Origin of the sequence: Pseudomonas sp. B111 (genome assembly GCF_026428275.1) — a bacterium.
Classification (GTDB): Bacteria; Pseudomonadota; Gammaproteobacteria; order Pseudomonadales; family Pseudomonadaceae; genus Pseudomonas; species Pseudomonas aeruginosa.
Genome location: NZ_CP097857.1, coordinates 5,387,337 through 5,407,139, shown reverse-complemented (window position 1 = coordinate 5,407,139; position 19,803 = coordinate 5,387,337). Strand labels below are relative to the sequence as shown.

Sequence of the window (19,803 nt, the reverse complement as noted above, 5' to 3'; positions counted from 1 at the left end):
GGCCTTTTTCACTACAGGACCTTCAGATACTCCAGCAGCGCGCGCTTCTCCTCGGCCGACAGGCTGGTGCCGTACTCATGGCCGCAGCGGCTGTTGCCGGAAGCACGCTGCTCGCAGCCGGTGGTCTTCAGCACATAGCTGCCGAATTGGGTCTGCTGGGCGGCGAGGCCGACCTTGTCCACGTCGTAGGCCGAGCCCACCGGGAAGGATTCCACCCGCTCCGCGGCCGGCTTCAGCAACTCTTCCAGGGTCGGCACCGAGCCGTTGTGCAGGTACGGCGCCGCCGCCCAGATCCCCTGCAGGACCCGCGACTCGTAGGGGTAGGGGTCGGCCTGGGTACGCACTGGCTTCTGGAAGGCGGTCAGCAGTTGCCGGGTTTCGTCGGTCATCACGCTTTCCGGCTTGACCGCCGCCGCCTTGGCATCGTGCTTCTCACCGAGGATCGGCACGAAGTGCTGCAGGATCGAACCGGCCACCGCTACGGCGAGTACATCGAAGGCTCCGTCGGTCGCCTTCAGCGGCTGGCCGAACGGCATCCGCGCGCCCTCCATCACGCCGGTCTGCACCTGGCCATCGAGGATGGCGTGCTGGCGGCTGTCGCTGCCGACGTCCCTCAGCGGAGTGTCCCAAAGCACCAGGTCCTTGATCCGGATGCCGTGGCACTCCACGCAGCCACCCTCGTCGGTCTTGCGGGCGAAGATCAGCGCGCCTTTCCTGGCCAGGTGCTTGTCCACCGCCCAGGGCCACTTCGGCGGGCCGATCTTCTTGATCAGCTCCTCCAGCTTGCCCAACCCGTGGAAGTTGGCCGAGTTGACCTTCAGGTAGTCCATGCCCAGCAGGTGGAACTTGCTCTTCTGCGGGTGGAAGGTGGCGAACACCCCGTAGACCTCGCCGACATTGCGCGCCAGGCCGAGCAGGTCGTTGCCGTTGGCGGCGAAGCCGGGCCACTGGGTCTTGTTCTGCCGCGCCGCGTTCCACAGGAACGGGTAGCGCACCGGCGCATCCGCCGCCTTGATGTTGTCGGGAATCAGATAGGGCGGCGCGGTGCCGATATCCAGCCCGGTAAGGCGGTTGAAGATCATCGATACCGCGTCCAGTCGCGCCGGTCCCCAGGTGTCCTTGGGCAGCGCGCGCTCGATCAGCGTGTGATAGGGCTCGTACCATTCCTTCACCGCCGCGAGCAGGGCGTCACGCGCACCGGGAGGCGGATTGGCCCCGAGGATCTGCTTGGCGAAGGCGTCGAAGGCGGCGTCATCGCTGGTCAGCGGTCCCACGGCCCGATCAAGGTCGGCGAGGAATGCCTGGAAGTCGACGATCGCCGGACCGCCGTCGATCCGATAGGCCGTGCCCTTCACCTCGATCTGCCGGGTATGGCAGGCCGAACAGGTCATGCCGACCATCTGCCGGGCGCCCGTGCCGGCTACGGTGAAGCCCACCGGCAGGCCTTCCGCGGGCGCCTTGGGATTGGGCAAATAGCCGTAGCGGGCCAGGCTGTCGGCGAGGAAAGGCGTTCCATCCGGCTGTCGCAACGCCTTGAGCCAGGGCAGGGGCATCACCTGCGAGCCCTGGTCGCGGCTGTAGAAGTCCTGGCGGTGGCTTTCGGTCCATTCCTTGCCCTGGTCGAGCATGACCGGAGCGGCCGCCAGGGCGGCGGAAGAAAGAGCCAGGGAAACGAGGGACAAGCTTGAAAGGTGCAGTGTCTTTTTCAGGCGTTTCACGGTTACCGTCCTTGGGAACGGGCAGACGCCCCGGAACTCCCCGTCGTCATGCCCGCTCCACCTGTGGTGGAAACACGGCCGGTCGGCCGTGCTGGCATGCGATAGGCGCTTACTGCGTTACTCCGGTGATCCACCCGCCAAGGGTTCGCACGTACTCCGAGACACCCACTGCTGCGTGCCAAATGACTCCCTGGCCTGGGATTGCCATTCCATTGCCATTATTGAATCTAGTACAGATTGTCCAGCGTAGGGGGCTCGTCGATCCATCCGCGATGCTCCGGCTGGCTGAGGTAGAATCGATCCTTTCCGTTCATGGCCAACTGCGCATCGATGTCCCGTTCCCTGCTGATTCTCGACCGCGATGGAGTCATCAACCTCGACTCCGACGATTACATCAAGACCCTCGACGAGTGGATCCCCATCCCCAGCTCGATTGAGGCCATCGCCCGCCTGAGCAAGGCCGGCTGGACCGTCGCGGTGGCTACCAACCAGTCCGGCATCGCCCGTGGCTATTACGACCTGGCCGTGCTCGAGGCCATGCATGCGCGCTTGCGCGAACTGGTCGCGGAGCAGGGCGGCGAGGTCGGCCTCATCGTCTATTGTCCGCATGGACCGGACGAAGGCTGCGAATGCCGCAAGCCGAAGCCGGGTATGCTGCGGCAGATCGGCAAGCACTACGGGGTCGATCTGTCGGGTATCTGGTTCGTCGGCGACAGCATCGGTGACCTGGAGGCGGCGCGGGCCGTCGATTGTCAGCCGGTGTTGGTAAAGACCGGAAAAGGTGTACGTACGCTGGGCAAGCCCTTGCCAGAGGGCACCCTGATATTCGACGATCTGGCGGCAGTCGCCAGCGCATTACTTCAGTAAGGTCAGAATACATGTCGACAGTGCAGGCCATCAGAACCGTCCTCTTTTACCTGCTGCTGTCCGCCAGCGCGTTCGTCTGGGGCACCCTCAGCTTCTTCATCGCGCCGATCCTGCCGTTCCGCGCCCGCTACCGCTTCGTGGTACAGAACTGGTGCCGCTTCGCGATCTGGCTGACCCGCGTGGTCGCCGGCATCCGCTACGAGGTGCGTGGACTGGAGAACATCCCGGAAAAGCCCTGCGTGATCCTCTCCAAGCACCAGAGCACCTGGGAAACCTTCTTCCTCTCCGGCTTCTTCGAGCCACTCAGCCAGGTACTAAAGCGCGAGCTGCTCTACGTGCCGTTCTTCGGCTGGGCCCTGGCCCTGCTCAAGCCCATCGCCATCGACCGCAGCCAGCCGAAGCTGGCCCTCAAGCAACTGGCCAAGCAGGGCGACGAGTGCCTGAAGAAAGGCGCCTGGGTGCTGATCTTCCCGGAAGGCACGCGTATTCCGGTGGGGCAGATGGGCAAGTTCTCCCGCGGCGGCACCGCCCTGGCGGTCAACGCCGGGCTACCGGTACTGCCGATCGCCCACAACGCCGGGCAGTATTGGCCCAAGGCCGGCTGGGCCAAGTACCCGGGCACCATCCAGGTGGTGATCGGCCCGGCGATGCACGCCGAAGGCGAAGGCCCGCGCGCCATCGCCGAGCTAAACCAGCGCGCCGAAGCCTGGGTCAGCGAGACCATGGCCGAGATCAGCCCCATCCAACAGCGGGTCAGCCATCCGGAGCCGTCGGTGGTCTCGTGAAGGGCCGCAAAGCCCCCTGCAAGGTGCACTGTGCGCCGATTCGATAAAAGAAGCCCCGCCATAGCGGGGCTTCTTGTTTTCACGCGAGGCACAAAGCAAGGCCGGTTGGCAACGATCGACCGAATCGACCGGCGTCCGCTGCCCACACATGGAGCCGTGGGTTTATGGAGAGCTAGTGGTTCTCGCCCTCGCAGTCTCGGGATAGATTGGCCTGGTCATGCACCAGAACATTCTGGCCATCCAAACCCTGCTCAGCGGCCAGACCCAGATAAGCGAGCTACGCCTCCGCACGATCATTGGGCTGGAACATGAAAACGCAGAGCTTAAAGCCATGCTTCGAGCCCATGAAGCGCAGTTGATACAGCTTTCAAGACGCATTGAAGTGAGTGAATCCGGCAACGAGCGAGCACTGGCCGTGCAGACAAGAATTTAATGTTGTAGTGGCTGTTTGCCTTTACCTACAAGGTCGGTCTGGATAATGTGATAGACGACACAGGCCCACTCCTATGAGGTAGTGCGCGCCCTACACGCCACGATTTGTGCAGGTCTGGGCTGTGTCCTCACGGAATTGGTATGGAAATGGATTGGGAAGCGCTGTTAGACGAACTGTGGAGCTATGCCGCATCGGATCCAAATGAGCTGGAGACGAAGATTCGCGCGTGCTTGAAAGGTCATTCCTCAGAAGGTCTGCTTCAAGCAGTTGCGCTTCTAATTTCCCAAGGGCAGCACGCCACCGCCCGAACGCTTCTCAGTGAGTTCCTTAAAAGCCACCAGGCAGCAGCAGGTATCGGCCGCCGTCTTGAGCTCATTCTGCATTTCAAGAAAAGTCGCGCCCCCCAACCCCTTTCGCTTAAGAGCAAGCAACACAACAAAGAGACTCTGCTACAAGACGTCAATCACCTCGTCGCCGCTGGCAAATTGCAAGCGGCTGAGTCACTCCTGCTTGAGGCTATCGATACAAGCGAAGAGCCTGACTTTCTGAACCTACTCAGCCGCGTGTACATGCTGCAACGCCGCCCTATTGACGGGGCCAAGGCAATGCAACGTGCACTACTGCTAAAACGCCAACAAGAGGCTTTTGTAGAGCCAGATCTAGATTCAGAAGACGACTTACCGACAGCTAGCGACCTGGCATTTCTAAATGACTCAGCCACGTCATTGGCGACACTGGAACTCCCATCGGTGCCCAGTGCCCAGACCTCGACTGTGGCAGTCGACAACGAGCTCAGTTTCATTCAACAGGCTTCTGCCCAGCTCCCTCCCTTAAACCAGGACGGTTGGTGGGAAAACCATGTTGAACCCGCCTCTATTGAAACGACTGAACTCACCGATGCTGGTGAGGAGACCGACGCTCTTGATGCAGCCCCGGCCATTACAGAAGATGTGGTGGAACAGGTAGATGAAGACGAGACCTCTTCACCAACTCCTAAAAAGCCCCTTCTCAAACTTGGCTTGCCAAGAAAACCCACTGAGCCCGGCGAATCGAAGGCCAGCGTCAAAGTATTCAATAAATCGGGACGACCTCTAAGAATCATCCCTACATCACCGTTGAGCCCACCGGGGCCAGACACTGATGAGCTACCCGAGCCGCCGGATACTGCTCCAGTATCCGAAGAACCTGTCATCCCCTCCGAGGTTCATGACGAGATCCTCGACGAGTACGATGATGATCTTCCTCAAGATGAACTTGAGCTGGACGTACCTAGTCCGGTGCAAATGGGCCTGGGGCTTGAAGACCCTGAAGATGACATCGACTTCGATCATGACCTGCATGATCTGACCATCATCGAGCTGGGCAAAGAACACGACGGGGACACCAACGCCGCTCTGGATGACTTCCGTGATCTAGACGATGACTACGCTGCCTATGCCTTTGACCCGGATGAAGTCTTCGACAATGAGGAGCCGTCAGCAGCCGAATCCACTGATTGGCTGGCAGACAAGCTTTCCCGTGAAGATCGCGCACTTCAGAAAGCTGCGGAACTGATTGGAAAAGCCAACTGGCCACTCAGCACACTGCCCTTGGTTCAGCAGATTTTTGTCATGAGCGGCTGGGGGGCAACTCGTCTTGCATTGGAGAGAGAGATCGAAAAGGGGCTCACTCCTGAGGAGCTGATCCTTGCTGCGCACATCAAAGTGATCTGGGCCGAAAACGATATCTACTGGATCGCCTTCGATAAAACCGGCAGTAGTCGCCTGTCCTACTACGTTCTGTCCTGGCCGACAGCGCTGCTGATCGTGCGCTCCTTTGAGTCGCTTCCCCAGGTAGAAGAGATCGAGGTCTTCCTCGAAAACCTATTTGCGTCCTGGTACGAAAACAGCACATTGCGCCGCGCGTTTAAAGCCTTTGCACGCTACCTATGGTTCAGGTTTGCCAACCTGGAAGGTTGCTTGCCCGCCAGCCAGCACTTTGATTTCCATGATCCTCGCGAGCTACCAGCTGAGGAATACGGTGATCTGGGACTTTGCGACACGCTAGAAATCGAGAAGACCGAGCGCCTGCGGGAATTTGGTGTTTTCCAGACAAAGCATCCCCAGGAGCCCAGTTGCTACTTCAGTGACAAGCCCTATGTCAGAGAAGAAGAGCCAAGCCTTAATGCCTCAGGGAAAAGAAAGCAGGTGAAGGCTGATCCCGCAGACACAGAACCTCTTTCAGATATCGAGGATGACACCGCAGGTATCGACGGTGTTGAAGAGGATTCGGCTGTGCCTCAATGGTCAGCTGCACCGCTCGCATCTGCCTTGCACACACAGAATATCGACCAACCTTCGCCAAGCATTGAGCCGTAAGGATAAAGGACTAGCCCATGAAGCCCCTCAAACTCTCCCACGTTCCTGGTTGCTGGGTCAGCCAGACTCTACCCAGCGGCCAGGGCGAACGCCGGGGTATCGTCAAAATGGCCATTGCTAAAGAAGCCGAAGATCAGCTTCAGGTTCACTGGTTCAGTCCGGAGAAGAAACTGGCCTATGTCGATGCATCTGCCGTGCGCTCAGGCTTTCAAAATGGCATGGACGTAGTCGACGAAACACCTGGTAGCGGTGTTCGCTCACTAGGGCAGGGCGTGATCATGCAGCAACGTACCTTGGCGGGAAGCGAGCAAGTCCTTGTCGACTTTCCTGAGCGAGGCGAACGCCATTGGCTGCCCTATCAGTACCTGCGTCAGGTGAAGGGCGTTAAGCATCGGTTTGTCACTGCCAGTAAAGGCGAAGCGGTCGATGCGGAACGCATGCGACTGCGCATGCTCGCCCATGCCATCAAGGTATGGAATGAAAACACGGGGGCCCTTTCTCACCTAGAGATTGAACCGCTACCTCATCAGATTCACTTGGTACACCACATTATCGCCTCCGGCAACTACAACTGGTTGATCGCTGACGATGTGGGCCTTGGGAAAACCATTGAGACCGGAATGCTCCTGCATGCGCTACGGCAACGAGACCTGATCAAACGCATCTTGCTGGTTACCCCCGCCGGCCTGACCAAGCAGTGGCAGGAAGAGCTGTACCACAAGTTCAAGATCGAAGACTTTGAAATCTATGGTGAGGACTTTTTCATCAACGAACCTCGCCAATGGAAGATGCACGACTGTGTCATTGGCTCCATGGATCGACTCAAGCAGGAGGGTCACTTGGAGAGCCTGCTCCAGGCTGAGCTCTGGGATCTGGTGATATTTGACGAAGGCCATCGACTCAGCCGTCGCCAGTACGGCCAGAAGCTGGACAGCTCTGAGCGCTATGACCTGGCGAAAAGCCTACGTAGTCAAACCGAGCACATGCTTTTGCTAAGTGCGACCCCTCACCAGGGCATGCAAGACAAGTTTGTCGCGCTGCTGGAACTGCTTCGCCCCGAGCGACGCACCGACCTCATGGCTCTCAACATCAAGCCAGAAATCCTACATGACATGGTGTTCCGCAATCACAAGGCGGATGTAACGGATGCAGAAGGGAACTTCATCTTCCAAGGCAAAATTACCAGTGCCTTGCAGGTGCCCAGCAGTAAGGAATCCATCGAATTCGATAAAACCCTTCAGGACTATCTGCGCAAAGGCTATGACGCGGGTGAAGCACTGGGGCGAACCGGTAACGCCATTGGTTTCGTGATGACCGTCTACCGCAAGCTGGCAGCCTCCAGCGCGGCGGCTATTCACCGGGCGTTGTGCAACCGCCTTCAGCGCCTGCTCGACGATGAGGCCAACGGACTCTCGGATGAAGAGCCCAGAGACCAACGTTATCTGGGTGAATGGGAAGAACAGTTCACCAGTGATGCCCGCGAGTTCTTCGCTGGTGAAGTGCAGCTGCTTAAAGACTTGATTGCCGAAGCAGCAGCACTGAAAGCAAACGACCTCAAACTAAAGCTGTTTATCGAGGACATCATCGGCAAGATCCACGCTGCCAATGCCGATGAGAAGGTGCTGATCTTTACCGAATACCGCACCACTCAAAACTATCTGCGCGAAGCACTTGCTGACCACTATGGCAGCGACCAGGTCGAGCTCATCAATGGCTCCATGCAACATGCTGAGCGACGCGAGGCCATCAAGCGCTTCGAGGAGCAAGGCCGCTTTCTGATTTCGACCGAAGCAGGTGGGGAAGGCATCAACCTCCAGAGCAAATGCCACGTCATGGTCAACTATGACCTGCCCTGGAACCCAATGCGCCTCGTACAACGCATTGGCCGCCTGTATCGCTATGGCCAGAAAAAGAAGGTTGTTGTGTTCAACATCCAGCAAACCGACAGCCTGGATCAGAACATCGTCGACCTAATGTATGAGCGCATCGACAGCGTGGTTACCGACCTCGCCGAGATTCAGCGGCATGAGTTCAACGAAGGCTTGAAGGATGAAATCCTAGGCCAGCTGGCCGAGCTAATTGACGTAGAAGACATCCTGCAAGAGGCAACAAAACTCGGCATAGACCGCACCCGTGAGCGCATCGACGAAGCGCTGAAGCAGGCGCGTACTGCTGCTGCTAAACAACGAGAGCTGTTTGCCCATGCCGCCACCAGCGACCCCAATGAACTGCGCGATGAGCTCGAAATTACTGTCGATCATCTCTACAGCTTCGTCCTTGGGATGTTCGATCAATTGGGCATTGAGGTCGCTGAGCGCAGCCACAAAGAGCGGCTTTTGCGTATCAGATTGTCCGAGCAGGTGATGCGCGACATGGGGCTATCCCCGAAGGCCTCGCGGCGTATGGATGTGACCTTGGATCGCATGCTGGCAGCCAATCGCCCAGACACCCACATGCTCGACCTCAACTCCAAGCTGATGCAGTACCTGCTGGGCAAAGCCTGCGAGTACGACTTTGGCGGTCTGGCTGCAATGCTCAAAGCACCAGAACTAGAAGAGGGTGCTCTGCTTGGAGCCATGCTGCGCTGGCAAGGCCCTCAGGGAAAACGGATGCGGCAAGAGTTTGTAGCCATTCAGGTGAACGATGGCAAAGCCAAGCTGAACCCTGCAAAGGCCAGCCAATGGCTGCTGACACCTGCCGAGCACAGCCCCCAGAGCCCCGATACTGATACCTCCAAATTGCTGTTCAAAGTCGCTGAAGAAATGGCTAACCAGCGACTGGCTAATGCCAGTAACCGCTATCTAATACCCGAGAATTTGGACTGGGCCTCCGCAGGATGGACACACATCCACTAGCCCGAAAAGATCTCTTGCCCCTGTAAATCAACAGGTTACTGATGACCTGCCCCCCGATTTCAGTATCACGTCAAACTTAGTAGAGTCCGTTTTCCGAGCAGGAGACGGCAGTGAAAAAGCGTTTTACCGAAGAGCAGATTCTCGACTTCCTCAAGCAGGCGGAGGCCGGTGTGCCGGTGAAGGAACTGTGTCGCCGACACGGCTTCAGTGATGCCTCGTTCTACACTTGGCGGGCGAAGTTTGGCGGTATGACCGTGGCGGACGCCAAACGGTTGAAGGATCTTGAACTGGAAAATAGCCGATTGAAGAAGTTGCTCGCCGAGGCCCACCTCGACATCGAGTCGCTGAAAGTGGTCGCCCGGGGAAAAGGGTAAGCCCGACAGCACGGCGGGAGGCGGTGCAGGAGATGCAGGCGCGAACCGGCATCTCCGAGCGTCGTGCCTGTCAGTTGATCGGGCTGTCCCGCTCGGTGTTGCGCTACCAGCCGCGAGCCAGTGTGCAAAACACCGAGCTGCAAGCCCAACTGGTGGAACTGGCCCAAGAGCGCCGGCGCTTTGGCTATCGCCGCCTGCACATCCTGCTGCGGCGTGCTGGCGTGCAGGTCAACCACAAGCGGATCTATCGCCTGTACCGCGCTGCCGGCTTGATGGTGAAACGGCGGCGCCGCCGCCATGGCGTCGCGGTGGAGCGCGAACGTCTGAGTTTGCCGAGCGCACCAAACCAGGTCTGGTCGATGGACTTCGTCTTCGATGCACTGAGCACCGGGCGGCGGATCAAATGCCTGACGGTGGTCGATGACTTCACCAAGGAGTCGGTCGGCATCCTGGTGGAGCACGGTATCAGCGGCTTTCGCGTCACACGGGCGCTGGACGAGATGGCGCGGTTTCGCGGCTACCCGAAAGCGAGCCGCACCGACCAAGGGCCCGAGTTCACCGGCAAGGCACTCGATCAATGGGCCTATCAGCGCGACATCAAGCTGAAGCTGATTCAGCCTGGTAAGCCCACGCAGAATGCCTTCATCAAGTCGTTCAACGGTAAGTTCCGGGACGAATGCCTCAATGAGCACTGGTTCTGTTCGCTGGCCGAAGCGAGAATCCGCATCGTGGCCTGGCGGCGGGATTACAACGAACACCGACCGCACAGCGCGATTGGCAATCTCACCCCGGCAGAATTTGCTGCAAGTTGGCGAACTCGCCAGCAGCAGCTGAAGCAGGAAAAATTAATATCAACCCCAGGGCCTACTAACTAGGCAGCGGTACTAAAACTGGGGCAGGTCACGCCTGACTGTTGCCTTCTTGGCCGATTGGAACGCAGCCCAGTAGAGACCTCAGCTAAGCAAAAAGCCCCTGCGGACTCGCGTCAGCAGGGGCTTTTACTTTCAAGCTACAGGCAAATTACTTTGGCCGAACCGCTTAACTCTGGCCGAAGTGGCAAATAACTTTGCCCGCCTACAACCTGTCACACGTCCAGGTTCGACACCGCCAGCGCGTTGCTTTCGATGAAGTCGCGGCGCGGCTCCACGGCATCGCCCATCAGGGTGTTGAAGATCTGGTCGGCGGCGATGGCGTCCTCGATGGTCACCTTGAGCATGCGCCGGACGTTCGGATCCATGGTGGTTTCCCACAGCTGCTCAGGGTTCATCTCGCCCAACCCCTTGTATCGCTGGATGCTGTGGCGCTTGGTACCTTCGGCCATCAGCCAGTCCAGGCCGTCCTTGAAGGCGCTGATCGGGCGCTTGCGCTCACCCTTCTGCACGTAGGCGCCGTCTTCCAGCAGGCTGTTCAGCTGGTCGCCGAGCAGCGACACCGAGCGGTAGTCATTGCTGGCGAAGAAGTCACGGTTGAAGGTGACGTAGCTGGACAGGCCGTGGGCCACCAGTTCCACCTCGGGCAGCCAGAGGTGGCGCTCGCGGTCTTCGCGCAGGCTGGCCTTGTAGGTCAGGCCAGACTTCTCGGCGGCGGTCAGGCGCGCCTGGAACTTCTCCAACCAGCCCTGCATGGCCGACTCGTTAGCCAGGTCGTCCACCGACACGGTAGGCAGGTAGATGAAGTGCTCGGTCAGCTCCTGGGGGTACAGGCGCGACAGGCGCTTGAGGGTGGCGATCACCCCGCGATACTCGTTGACCAGTTTCTCCAGCGCTGCCCCGGACAGGCCCGGAGCGTGCTCGTTGACGTGCAGGCTGGCGTCTTCCAGGGCCGACTGGGTCATGTACTCTTCCATGGCCTGGTCGTCCTTGATGTACTGCTCCTGCTTGCCGCGCTTGACCTTGTACAACGGGGGCTGGGCGATGTAGATGTAGCCACGCTCGATCAGCTCGGGCATCTGGCGGAAGAAGAAGGTCAACAGCAGGGTGCGGATGTGCGAACCGTCGACGTCAGCATCGGTCATGATGATGATGTTGTGGTAGCGCAGCTTGTCGATGTTGTACTCCTCGCGGCCGATGCCACAGCCCAGGGCGGTGATCAGCGTACCGACCTCCTGGGAGGAGAGCATCTTGTCGAAGCGTGCCTTCTCGACGTTGAGGATCTTGCCCTTGAGCGGCAGGATCGCCTGGGTCCGGCGATTACGGCCCTGCTTGGCGGAACCGCCCGCGGAGTCACCCTCCACGATGTACAGTTCGGAGAGCGCCGGGTCCTTTTCCTGGCAATCGGCCAGCTTGCCGGGCAGGCCGGCGATGTCCAGCGCGCCCTTGCGGCGGGTCATCTCGCGCGCCTTGCGCGCGGCCTCGCGGGCACGGGCGGCGTCGATCATCTTGCCGACCACGGCCTTGGCTTCGTTGGGATTCTCCAGCAGGAAGTCGGCGAAGTACTTGCCCATCTCCTGTTCCACCGCAGTCTTCACCTCGGAGGAGACCAGCTTGTCCTTGGTCTGCGAGCTGAACTTCGGGTCCGGTACCTTCACCGAGATGATCGCGGTGAGGCCTTCGCGGGCATCGTCGCCGGTGGTGGCGATCTTGAACTTCTTCGCCAGGCCTTCGGCCTCGATGTAGTTGTTCAGGTTACGCGTCAGCGCCGAACGGAAACCGGCCAGGTGGGTGCCGCCGTCACGCTGCGGGATGTTGTTGGTGAAGCAGAGCAGGTTCTCGTTGAAGCTGTCGTTCCACTGCAAGGCGACTTCCACACCCACGCCGTCCTCTTCACGCTGGACGTTGAAGTGGAATACCTCGTTCACCGCGGTCTTGTTGGTGTTCAGGTACTCGACGAAGGCCTTCAGACCGCCTTCGTACTTGAACAGCTCCTCCTTGCCGGTACGCTCGTCGCGCAGCAGGATGCCGACTCCGGAGTTGAGGAAGGACAGCTCGCGGATGCGCTTGGCCAGGATGTCCCAACTGAAGTGGATGTTGCTGAAGGTCTCCGGGGACGGCTTGAAGTGAACTTCGGTACCGGAGCCATCAGTCTCGCCCACTTCGCGCAGTGGGAACTGCGGAACGCCGTGGTGGTAGACCTGTTCCCAGACCTTGTTGTGGCGACGGATGGTCAGGCGCAGCTCATGGGAAAGCGCGTTCACCACCGAGACGCCCACACCGTGCAAGCCGCCGGACACCTTGTAGGTGTTGTCGTCGAACTTGCCGCCGGCGTGGAGGACGGTCATGATCACTTCCGCCGCAGAAACCCCTTCTTCCTTGTGGATATCCACCGGAATACCGCGTCCATTGTCGCGGACAGTGATCGACTCATCCGTATGGATGGTGATGCTGATTTCGCTGCAGTAACCGGCCAGCGCTTCGTCGATGGAGTTATCCACCACCTCGAACACCATGTGGTGCAGACCGGTGCCATCGTCGGTGTCGCCGATGTACATGCCGGGGCGCTTGCGTACGGCATCCAGCCCCTTCAGCACCTTGATGCTGGAAGAGTCGTACGTGTTGTTCTCGCTCATGCTTCACTCCCGATGGTCGTGGTCTGAGAGACTTTTCCATGTTCCACGTGGAACATGGATACCGGCGTATCCGTGCGCCAGCCGTCTTTCAATAGTTGCGGGTCCACGCAGGTGATGAATACCTGGCAACCCAAATCTTCAAGCAAGCGGCAAAGAGCCATTCGATGCTGCTCATCCAGTTCCGAGGGCAGGTCGTCCACCAGGTAGACGCACTGTCCGCGCTTGGCGCGATTGATCAGATGGCCTTGGGCGATGCGCAGGGCGCATACCACCAGCTTCTGCTGACCGCGCGAGAGAATCTCCGCAGCGTTATGACCTGCCAACCGTATGCGAAGATCCGCACGCTGCGGTCCCGCCTGGGTGTGGCCCATCTGCTGGTCGCGCAACAGGCTGGAAGCCAGGACCTCCAGGAGGTCCCGGTCCTTGTCCCAGCCTCGGTAGTAGCTAAGGGTCAGGTCATCCAGTGAAACCAATTCGGCGAGTGTTTCCTCGAATACCGGTTTCAACGCCTGGATATAGCTTCTGCGGTAGGCATCGATCTCATCGCTGGCCAGGCTCAATTCCCGGTCCCAGGCCGCTTGCGACGCGGGGTCCAGTTTACCATGCCGGAGCCAGGAGTTCCGCTGGCGCAGCGCCTTCTGCAGGCGCTGCCAGACGGGCAGAAACCGAGGTTCCACGTGGAACACTCCCCAATCGAGGAACTGTCGGCGGATCTTCGGCGCTCCCTCGAGCAACCGAAAGCTGTCCGGGTTGATCAGTTGCAGTGGGAGAGTTTCCGCCAATTGAGCCGCACTCCGGGCATTCTGCCCATCGATGCGGATGGTGAACTCGCCCTGGCGCTCACGGGAAATCCCCAGGTTGCTGGCGATGCCGTTGGCCAACATCACCTGGCCGAATACGGTGCAGGCCGCTTCCTCATACTGGATCACCGGCTGCAAGCGCGCACTGCGGAATGAACGCGCCAGGCCCAGCAGGTGGATGGCTTCGAGCACACTGGTCTTGCCGCTGCCATTATCGCCGTAGAGGATGTTGATGCGAGGGGAGGGGGAGAGGGTCACCGGGTGCAGGTTGCGCACCGCGGTGACCGAAACGCGGGTCAGGGACATTCAGCGTGATTAGAGGCGCATCGGCATGACGACATAGGCAGAATCGTCATTGTCGGCCTCGTGGACCAGGGCGCTGCTGTTGGAATCGGAAAGGATGAAGCGGACCTGCTCGGTACCGATCACACCCAGCACGTCGAGCAGGTAACTGACGTTGAAGCCGATCTCCAGGTTGCCGCCGTTGTACTCGACCTGCACTTCTTCCTCGGCCTCCTCCTGCTCCGGGTTGTTCGCCTGGATTTTCAGCAAACCGTTGGAAAGCTGCAGGCGAATGCCGCGGTACTTTTCGTTGGAGAGGATCGCGGTACGGCTGAAGGCTTCGCGCAGTTGCTGGCGGTCGCCGACCACCAGCTTGTCGCCACCGCGCGGCAGTACGCGTTCGTAGTCCGGGAACTTGCCGTCCACCAGCTTCGAAGTGAAGGTGAATTCGCCAGTGGTGGCACGGATATGGTGCTGGCCCAGGACGATGCCGACTTCGCCGTCCTGCTCGGTGAGCAGACGAGCCAGTTCGAGGATGCCTTTGCGCGGCACGATCACCTGGTGGCGGTCCTGCGACGGGATCTGCGCATCCAGCGAGCACATGGCCAGTCGGTGGCCGTCGGTGGCGACGGAGCGCAGGGTGCCACCGTTCACTTCCAGCAGCATGCCGTTGAGGTAGTAACGCACGTCCTGCTGGGCCATGGCGAAGCTGGTGCGGTCGATCAGGCGACGCAGCTTGCTCTGGGCAATGCTGAAGTTCAGCGAGCCGGGACCTTCCTCTACGGTGGGGAAATCGTTGGCCGGCAGGGTGGACAGGGTGAAGCGGCTACGCCCGGCCTTCACCAGGAGTTTCTGCTCTTCGACACGGATGTCGATCAGCACGTCGTTCGGCAGGCTCTTGCAGATGTCCATCAGCTTGCGCGCCGGTACGGTGATCTCGCCGGGTTCGGCGGCATCTTCCAGTACCACGCGACCAACCAGCTCGACCTCGAGGTCGGTGCCGGTCAGCGACAGTTGCTGGCCTTCGACCACCAGCAGGACGTTGGAGAGAACCGGCAATGTCTGGCGGCGTTCCACGACGCCGGCGACCAGTTGCAGCGGTTTCAACAGGGCTTCGCGTTGAATGGTGAAATGCATGGTCTAGTCCCTTGCCTCGTGGGCTGCGTCAGGTTGTCAGGGTACGCAGCAGGTTCTTGTAGTCCTCGCGGATATCCGCGTCGGATTCCCTAAGTTGAGCGATCTTACGACAGGCGTGCAACACCGTGGTGTGATCCCGACCGCCGAAGGCCACGCCGATCTCCGGCAGGCTGTGGTTGGTCAGCTCCTTGGAGAGCGCCATGGCCACCTGGCGCGGGCGCGCCACCGAGCGCGAACGCCGCTTGGACAACAGATCGGATATCTTGATCTTGTAGTACTCGGCGACGGTGCGCTGGATGTTGTCGATGCTGACCAGCTTGTCCTGAAGGGCCAACAGGTCCTTCAGCGACTCGCGAATCAGCTCGATGGTGATCGGCCGGCCCATGAAGTGCGAGTGGGCGATCACCCGCTTCAGCGCACCTTCCAGTTCGCGCACGTTGGAACGGATGCGCTGGGCGATGAAGAAGGCCGCATCGTGCGGCAGCTCGATCTTCGCCTGCTCGGCCTTCTTCATCAGGATCGCCACCCGGGTTTCCAGTTCCGGCGGCTCGACGGCCACCGTCAGGCCCCAGCCGAAGCGGGACTTCAGCCGCTCTTCCAGGCCTTCGATTTCCTTCGGATAGCGGTCGCTGGTGAGGATCACCTGCTGGCCGCCTTCGAGAAGGGCATTGAAGGTGTGGAAGAACTCCTCCTGGGAGCGCTCCTTACGGGCGAAGAACTGGATGTCGTCGATCAACAGTGCGTCCACCGAGCGGTAGAAGCGCTTGAATTCGTTGATGGCGTTGAGCTGCAAGGCCTTCACCATGTCCGCGACGAAACGTTCCGAATGCAGGTAAACCACCTTGGCGTTCGGGTTCTTCTTCAGCAGGTGGTTGCCCACCGCATGCATCAGGTGGGTCTTGCCCAGGCCGACGCCACCGTAGAGGAACAGCGGGTTGTAGCCGTGCTTGAGGTTGTCCGCCACCTGCCAGGCGGCGGCACGGGCCAACTGGTTGGACTTGCCCTCGACGAAGTTCTCGAAGGTGAAGGTACGGTTGAGATAGCTGGTGTGCTTCAGCGCGCCTTCGACCTGGACGTTGCGCTCGGTGCGTACCGCAGGCGCGGCTCCGGCCGGCATGGCGGCGGCCAGCGGATCAATGCTGGGTTCTTCCGCCTCGTAGGGGTCGCTCGACACGCTGGGAGCCGTCGTCACTGGCGGCAGCTCTTCACGTGGCACCACCACGGGCGCGGCCGATACCGGCTGCACTGGCGCCGGCGGCGGAGCAACCGGAGGCGGGGGAGCCACGTGGGTCTGCGATGGGACGATGGCGGCGCGCGGCGTACGGCTACGCTTGCTGCCTATTAATAAGGAAAGGGCGGGCAACTGACCCTCGCCGCGTTCACCGAGCAGTTCCAGAAGCCGACCGAGGTATTTCTCGTTCACCCAATCGAGGACGAAACGGTTGGGTGCATACACACGCAATTCGTCGCCTTCGGCTTCGACCTGCAAGGGACGGATCCAGGTGTTGAATTGTTGGGACGGCAGCTCATCGCGGAGAAGATCCACGCACTGCTGCCAAAGTTCCACGGACACGGATATCCCCCAAAGATTGGAAAGGCGGCACAACGAAATAAGCGCCTATTGTAGCCGGACGGGCCGGACTTATCCACATGCCGATGCGCTGAGGCCCCAAGCAAATCAAGACCTTAATAAAAGCAGGCAGGCCGACGGACGGTCGTCCTGTACTTTGTGGATAACCCTTGCTTTGAAGGGGGTACATCCCTGCGCACAGCCGTGTGGAAAAAACCGCTGTGGATAACCATCTCGTTCATCCCCAGGCTTCGCTCAGGAAGGAAACAGCCTCGACACCGGTTCTCGACAACCTTTTGCCTGCCGGAGAAACACGCAGTTGCTGGGCTTCGTCGAGTTATGCACAGAAAAGCGCCGTCCCAAGAGCATTAACCGTTTCTATCCTTTAAAAGAAAAATGACTTCCTTGTATCTATCTATTACGTCATCGCTGGTTGGAAATTGACCTGCCCGTTCGATTTCACTAGAATCGCCGGTCTCTTTAAACGGGGTCACTGCGACCTCAAGTCGTCAACCCAGGTACCGAATCATGAAACGTACTTTCCAACCCAGCACCCTCAAGCGCGCTCGCGTCCACGGTTTCCGCGCCCGTATGGCCACCAAGAACGGCCGTCAGGTTCTGTCGCGTCGTCGCGCCAAAGGCCGTAAGCGTCTGACCGTCTGATTTATCCGGTACGGGTGGTGAGTCGGGACTTCGACCGGGACAAGCGTCTACTGACAGCCCGGCAATTCAGCGCAGTCTTCGACTCTCCGACCGGCAAGGTCCCCGGCAAGCACGTCCTGCTGCTGGCGCGCGAGAACGGTCTCGATCACCCCCGCCTGGGCCTGGTGATCGGCAAGAAGAACGTCAAGCTCGCCGTCCAGCGCAATCGCCTCAAACGCCTGATCCGCGAATCGTTCCGCCATAACCAGGAAGTCCTGGCTGGCTGGGATATCGTGGTGATCGCGCGCAAAGGCCTGGGCGAACTGGAAAATCCGGAGCTGCACCAGCAGTTCGGCAAGCTCTGGAAACGCCTGTTGCGCAATCGACCTCGCACGGAAAGCCCTGCTGACGCCCCTGGCGTGGCCGACGGTACTCATGCATAGGTCGATGCCCGCGCATCCCGATCCCTGTAGTGTCATCCCCCCTTCGATGACCCGGCACCGTCGTTCCCAGCCAAGTTGTACTTCCCTAGCGTACGAGGCTATCGCGCAGCATGGCCCGCGACGCAATGGTCGCCCGAGTGCGGTTTCCTCCACTCGGCTCCATCACTGGCAATCCCGTAGCCGCGATCTGCTACTGTCAGTTTCCTTCAAGCACCGCCCTTTCTCGATGGCCGAGTAACCATGGACATTCAACGCTCGATTCTCATCGTCGCCCTTGCAGTCGTGTCCTACCTGCTGGTTCTCCAGTGGAACAAGGATTACGGTCAGCCTGAGCTGCCCGCCGCCAGCGCTTCGATGAACACCACGCAAGGCCTGCCGGACACTCCGTCCGCCTCGGGCACCAGCAGTGACGTTCCCACTGCCCAGAGCAGCGCGGCCGGCAGCGAAGCCGCCGACAAGCCGGTTGCGGTCAGCGACAAGCTGATCCAGGTGAAGACCGACGTCCTCGACCTGGCCATCGATCCCCGTGGCGGCGATATCGTCCAGCTCGGCCTGTTGCAGTATCCGCGCCGCCTGGACCGTCCGGACGTGCCGTTCCCGCTGTTCGACAACGGTCGCGAACGTACCTACCTGGCGCAGAGCGGCCTCACCGGTGCCGACGGCCCGGACGCCAGCAGCGCCGGCCGCCCGCTGTTCCACAGTGCGCAGAGCAGCTACCAGTTGGCCGACGGCCAGAACGAACTGGTCGTGGACCTGAGCTTCAGCCACGACGGTGTCAACTACATCAAGCGCTTCACCTTCCACCGTGGCCTGAAAGCCGATTGCTCGGACAAGGAAAAGGCTCAGAAGAAGATCGAGTGCATCAATGAAAACGCCTATCAGGTCGGCGTCAGCTACCTGATCGACAACCAGAGCGGCAAGACCTGGAGCGGCAACCTGTTCGCCCAGCTCAAGCGCGACGGCAGCGCCGACCCGTCCTCGACCACCGCCACCGGGGTGTCCACCTACCTCGGCGCCGCGGTCTGGACCCCGGATTCGCCGTACAAGAAGATCTCCACCAAGGACATGGACAAGGAACAGTTCAAGGAGTCCGTGCAGGGTGGCTGGGTCGCCTGGCTGCAACACTACTTCGTGACCGCCTGGGTTCCGACCAAGGGCGAGCAGCACCAGGTCATGACCCGCAAGGACGGCCAGGGCAACTACATCGTCGGTTTCACCGGCCCGACCCTGAGCGTTCCGGCGGGTAGCAAGGTGGAAACCGACCTGACCCTGTATGCCGGCCCGAAACTCCAGAAGCACCTGAAGGAACTCTCCCCGGGCCTGGAACTGACCGTCGACTACGGTTTCCTCTGGTTCATCGCCCAGCCGATCTTCTGGCTGCTGCAACATATCCACAGCCTGATCGGCAACTGGGGCTGGTCGATCATCGCCCTGACCGTCCTGATCAAGCTGGCCTTCTTCCCGTTGTCCGCCGCCAGCTACCGTTCGATGGCGCGCATGCGCGCGGTGTCGCCGAAGATGCAGGCGATCAAGGAACAGCACGGCGACGATCGGCAGAAGATGTCCCAGGCGATGATGGAGCTGTACAAGAAGGAGAAGATCAATCCGCTGGGCGGCTGCCTGCCGATCCTGGTCCAGATGCCGGTCTTCCTCTCCCTCTACTGGGTACTCCTGGAAAGCGTGGAAATGCGCCAGGCGCCGTGGCTCGGCTGGATCACCGACCTGTCGGTGAAGGATCCGTTCTTCATCCTGCCGATCGTCATGGGCGGCACCATGCTGATCCAGCAGATGCTCAACCCGACCCCGCCGGACCCGATGCAGGCCAAGGTGATGAAGCTGATGCCGATCATCTTCACCTTCTTCTTCCTCTGGTTCCCAGCCGGTCTGGTGCTGTACTGGGTGGTCAACAACTGCCTGTCGATCGCTCAGCAGTGGTACATTACCCGCAAGATCGAGGCAGCCGCGAAGACCGCCTGACGTCTATCGCGAAAACTGTCCACAACAAGACGCCCCCTCGAGGGGCGTCTTGCTATCC

13 protein-coding genes and 1 pseudogene are annotated in these 19,803 nt (G+C 60.1%); 9 read left to right on the top strand and 5 right to left on the bottom strand.

Annotated features, from left to right (window positions below; genetic code table 11):
- Positions 1 to 11: 11 nt before the first annotated feature.
- Positions 12 to 1,718: a di-heme-cytochrome C peroxidase gene (locus M6E97_RS25010; protein WP_033938267.1), complete on the bottom strand. Its 1,707-nt coding sequence runs from the start codon at positions 1,716 to 1,718 to the stop codon at positions 12 to 14.
- Between the two features lie 330 nt (positions 1,719 to 2,048).
- Here M6E97_RS25010 and gmhB point away from each other — a divergent pair, with 330 nt between their 5' ends.
- From gmhB to M6E97_RS24980, 6 genes are all read left to right on the top strand, one after another.
- Positions 2,049 to 2,585 (top strand): D-glycero-beta-D-manno-heptose 1,7-bisphosphate 7-phosphatase, encoded by a 537-nt coding sequence (gene gmhB / locus M6E97_RS25005; RefSeq protein ID WP_033938279.1) that lies wholly within the window; start codon positions 2,049 to 2,051, stop codon positions 2,583 to 2,585.
- A gap of 11 nt (positions 2,586 to 2,596) precedes the next feature.
- The gene (locus tag M6E97_RS25000) at positions 2,597 to 3,370 is read left to right on the top strand and encodes a lysophospholipid acyltransferase family protein (RefSeq protein WP_003100265.1); all 774 of its coding nucleotides are present in this window, start codon (positions 2,597 to 2,599) and stop codon (positions 3,368 to 3,370) included.
- 217 nt (positions 3,371 to 3,587) lie between these two features.
- Positions 3,588 to 3,803, top strand: coding sequence for a hypothetical protein (locus M6E97_RS24995; RefSeq protein WP_016852303.1), 216 nt, complete (start codon positions 3,588 to 3,590; stop codon positions 3,801 to 3,803).
- Between the two features lie 140 nt (positions 3,804 to 3,943).
- On the top strand, positions 3,944 to 6,160 hold the full coding sequence (locus M6E97_RS24990; protein WP_023082611.1) for a hypothetical protein: 2,217 nt from the start codon (positions 3,944 to 3,946) through the stop codon (positions 6,158 to 6,160).
- A 437-nt stretch (positions 6,161 to 6,597) separates the two neighbouring features.
- Entirely contained in the window at positions 6,598 to 9,015 is a 2,418-nt protein-coding gene (locus M6E97_RS24985; protein ID WP_049311444.1) for a helicase-related protein, read from the top strand.
- Between the two features lie 110 nt (positions 9,016 to 9,125).
- Positions 9,126 to 10,264 (top strand): IS3-like element ISPa32 family transposase gene (locus M6E97_RS24980; RefSeq protein WP_088169868.1). Its coding sequence is split into 2 segments (ribosomal slippage): positions 9,126 to 9,375 and positions 9,375 to 10,264, totalling 1,140 coding nucleotides; the frame shifts between segments, so codons are not numbered across the junction.
- 209 nt (positions 10,265 to 10,473) lie between these two features.
- Here the strand turns inward: M6E97_RS24980 and gyrB are convergent.
- The 4 genes and pseudogenes from gyrB to dnaA form a co-directional block, all read right to left on the bottom strand.
- Positions 10,474 to 12,894: a DNA topoisomerase (ATP-hydrolyzing) subunit B gene (gene gyrB / locus M6E97_RS24975; protein WP_003097268.1), complete on the bottom strand. Its 2,421-nt coding sequence runs from the start codon at positions 12,892 to 12,894 to the stop codon at positions 10,474 to 10,476.
- 3 nt (positions 12,895 to 12,897) lie between these two features.
- Positions 12,898 to 14,000, bottom strand: a pseudogene (gene recF, locus M6E97_RS24970) (DNA replication/repair protein RecF).
- Positions 14,001 to 14,009: 9 nt separating this feature from the next.
- The gene (gene dnaN / locus M6E97_RS24965; RefSeq protein WP_003097262.1) at positions 14,010 to 15,113 is read right to left on the bottom strand and encodes a DNA polymerase III subunit beta; all 1,104 of its coding nucleotides are present in this window, start codon (positions 15,111 to 15,113) and stop codon (positions 14,010 to 14,012) included.
- Positions 15,114 to 15,141: 28 nt separating this feature from the next.
- Entirely contained in the window at positions 15,142 to 16,686 is a 1,545-nt protein-coding gene (dnaA, locus tag M6E97_RS24960; protein ID WP_023083824.1) for a chromosomal replication initiator protein DnaA, read from the bottom strand.
- A 525-nt stretch (positions 16,687 to 17,211) separates the two neighbouring features.
- Between dnaA and rpmH the strand changes: the two genes are divergently transcribed.
- From rpmH to yidC, 3 genes are all read left to right on the top strand, one after another.
- Positions 17,212 to 17,346, top strand: a complete 135-nt coding sequence (gene rpmH, locus M6E97_RS24955; protein ID WP_003100258.1) for a 50S ribosomal protein L34 — start codon at positions 17,212 to 17,214, stop codon at positions 17,344 to 17,346.
- Positions 17,347 to 17,360: 14 nt separating this feature from the next.
- Positions 17,361 to 17,768, top strand: a complete 408-nt coding sequence (rnpA, locus tag M6E97_RS24950; RefSeq protein WP_023092815.1) for a ribonuclease P protein component — start codon at positions 17,361 to 17,363, stop codon at positions 17,766 to 17,768.
- Between the two features lie 240 nt (positions 17,769 to 18,008).
- Complete coding sequence (gene yidC, locus M6E97_RS24945) at positions 18,009 to 19,745, top strand: membrane protein insertase YidC (RefSeq protein WP_003097255.1); 1,737 nt, start codon at positions 18,009 to 18,011, stop codon at positions 19,743 to 19,745.
- The last annotated feature ends 58 nt before the right edge of the window (positions 19,746 to 19,803 follow it).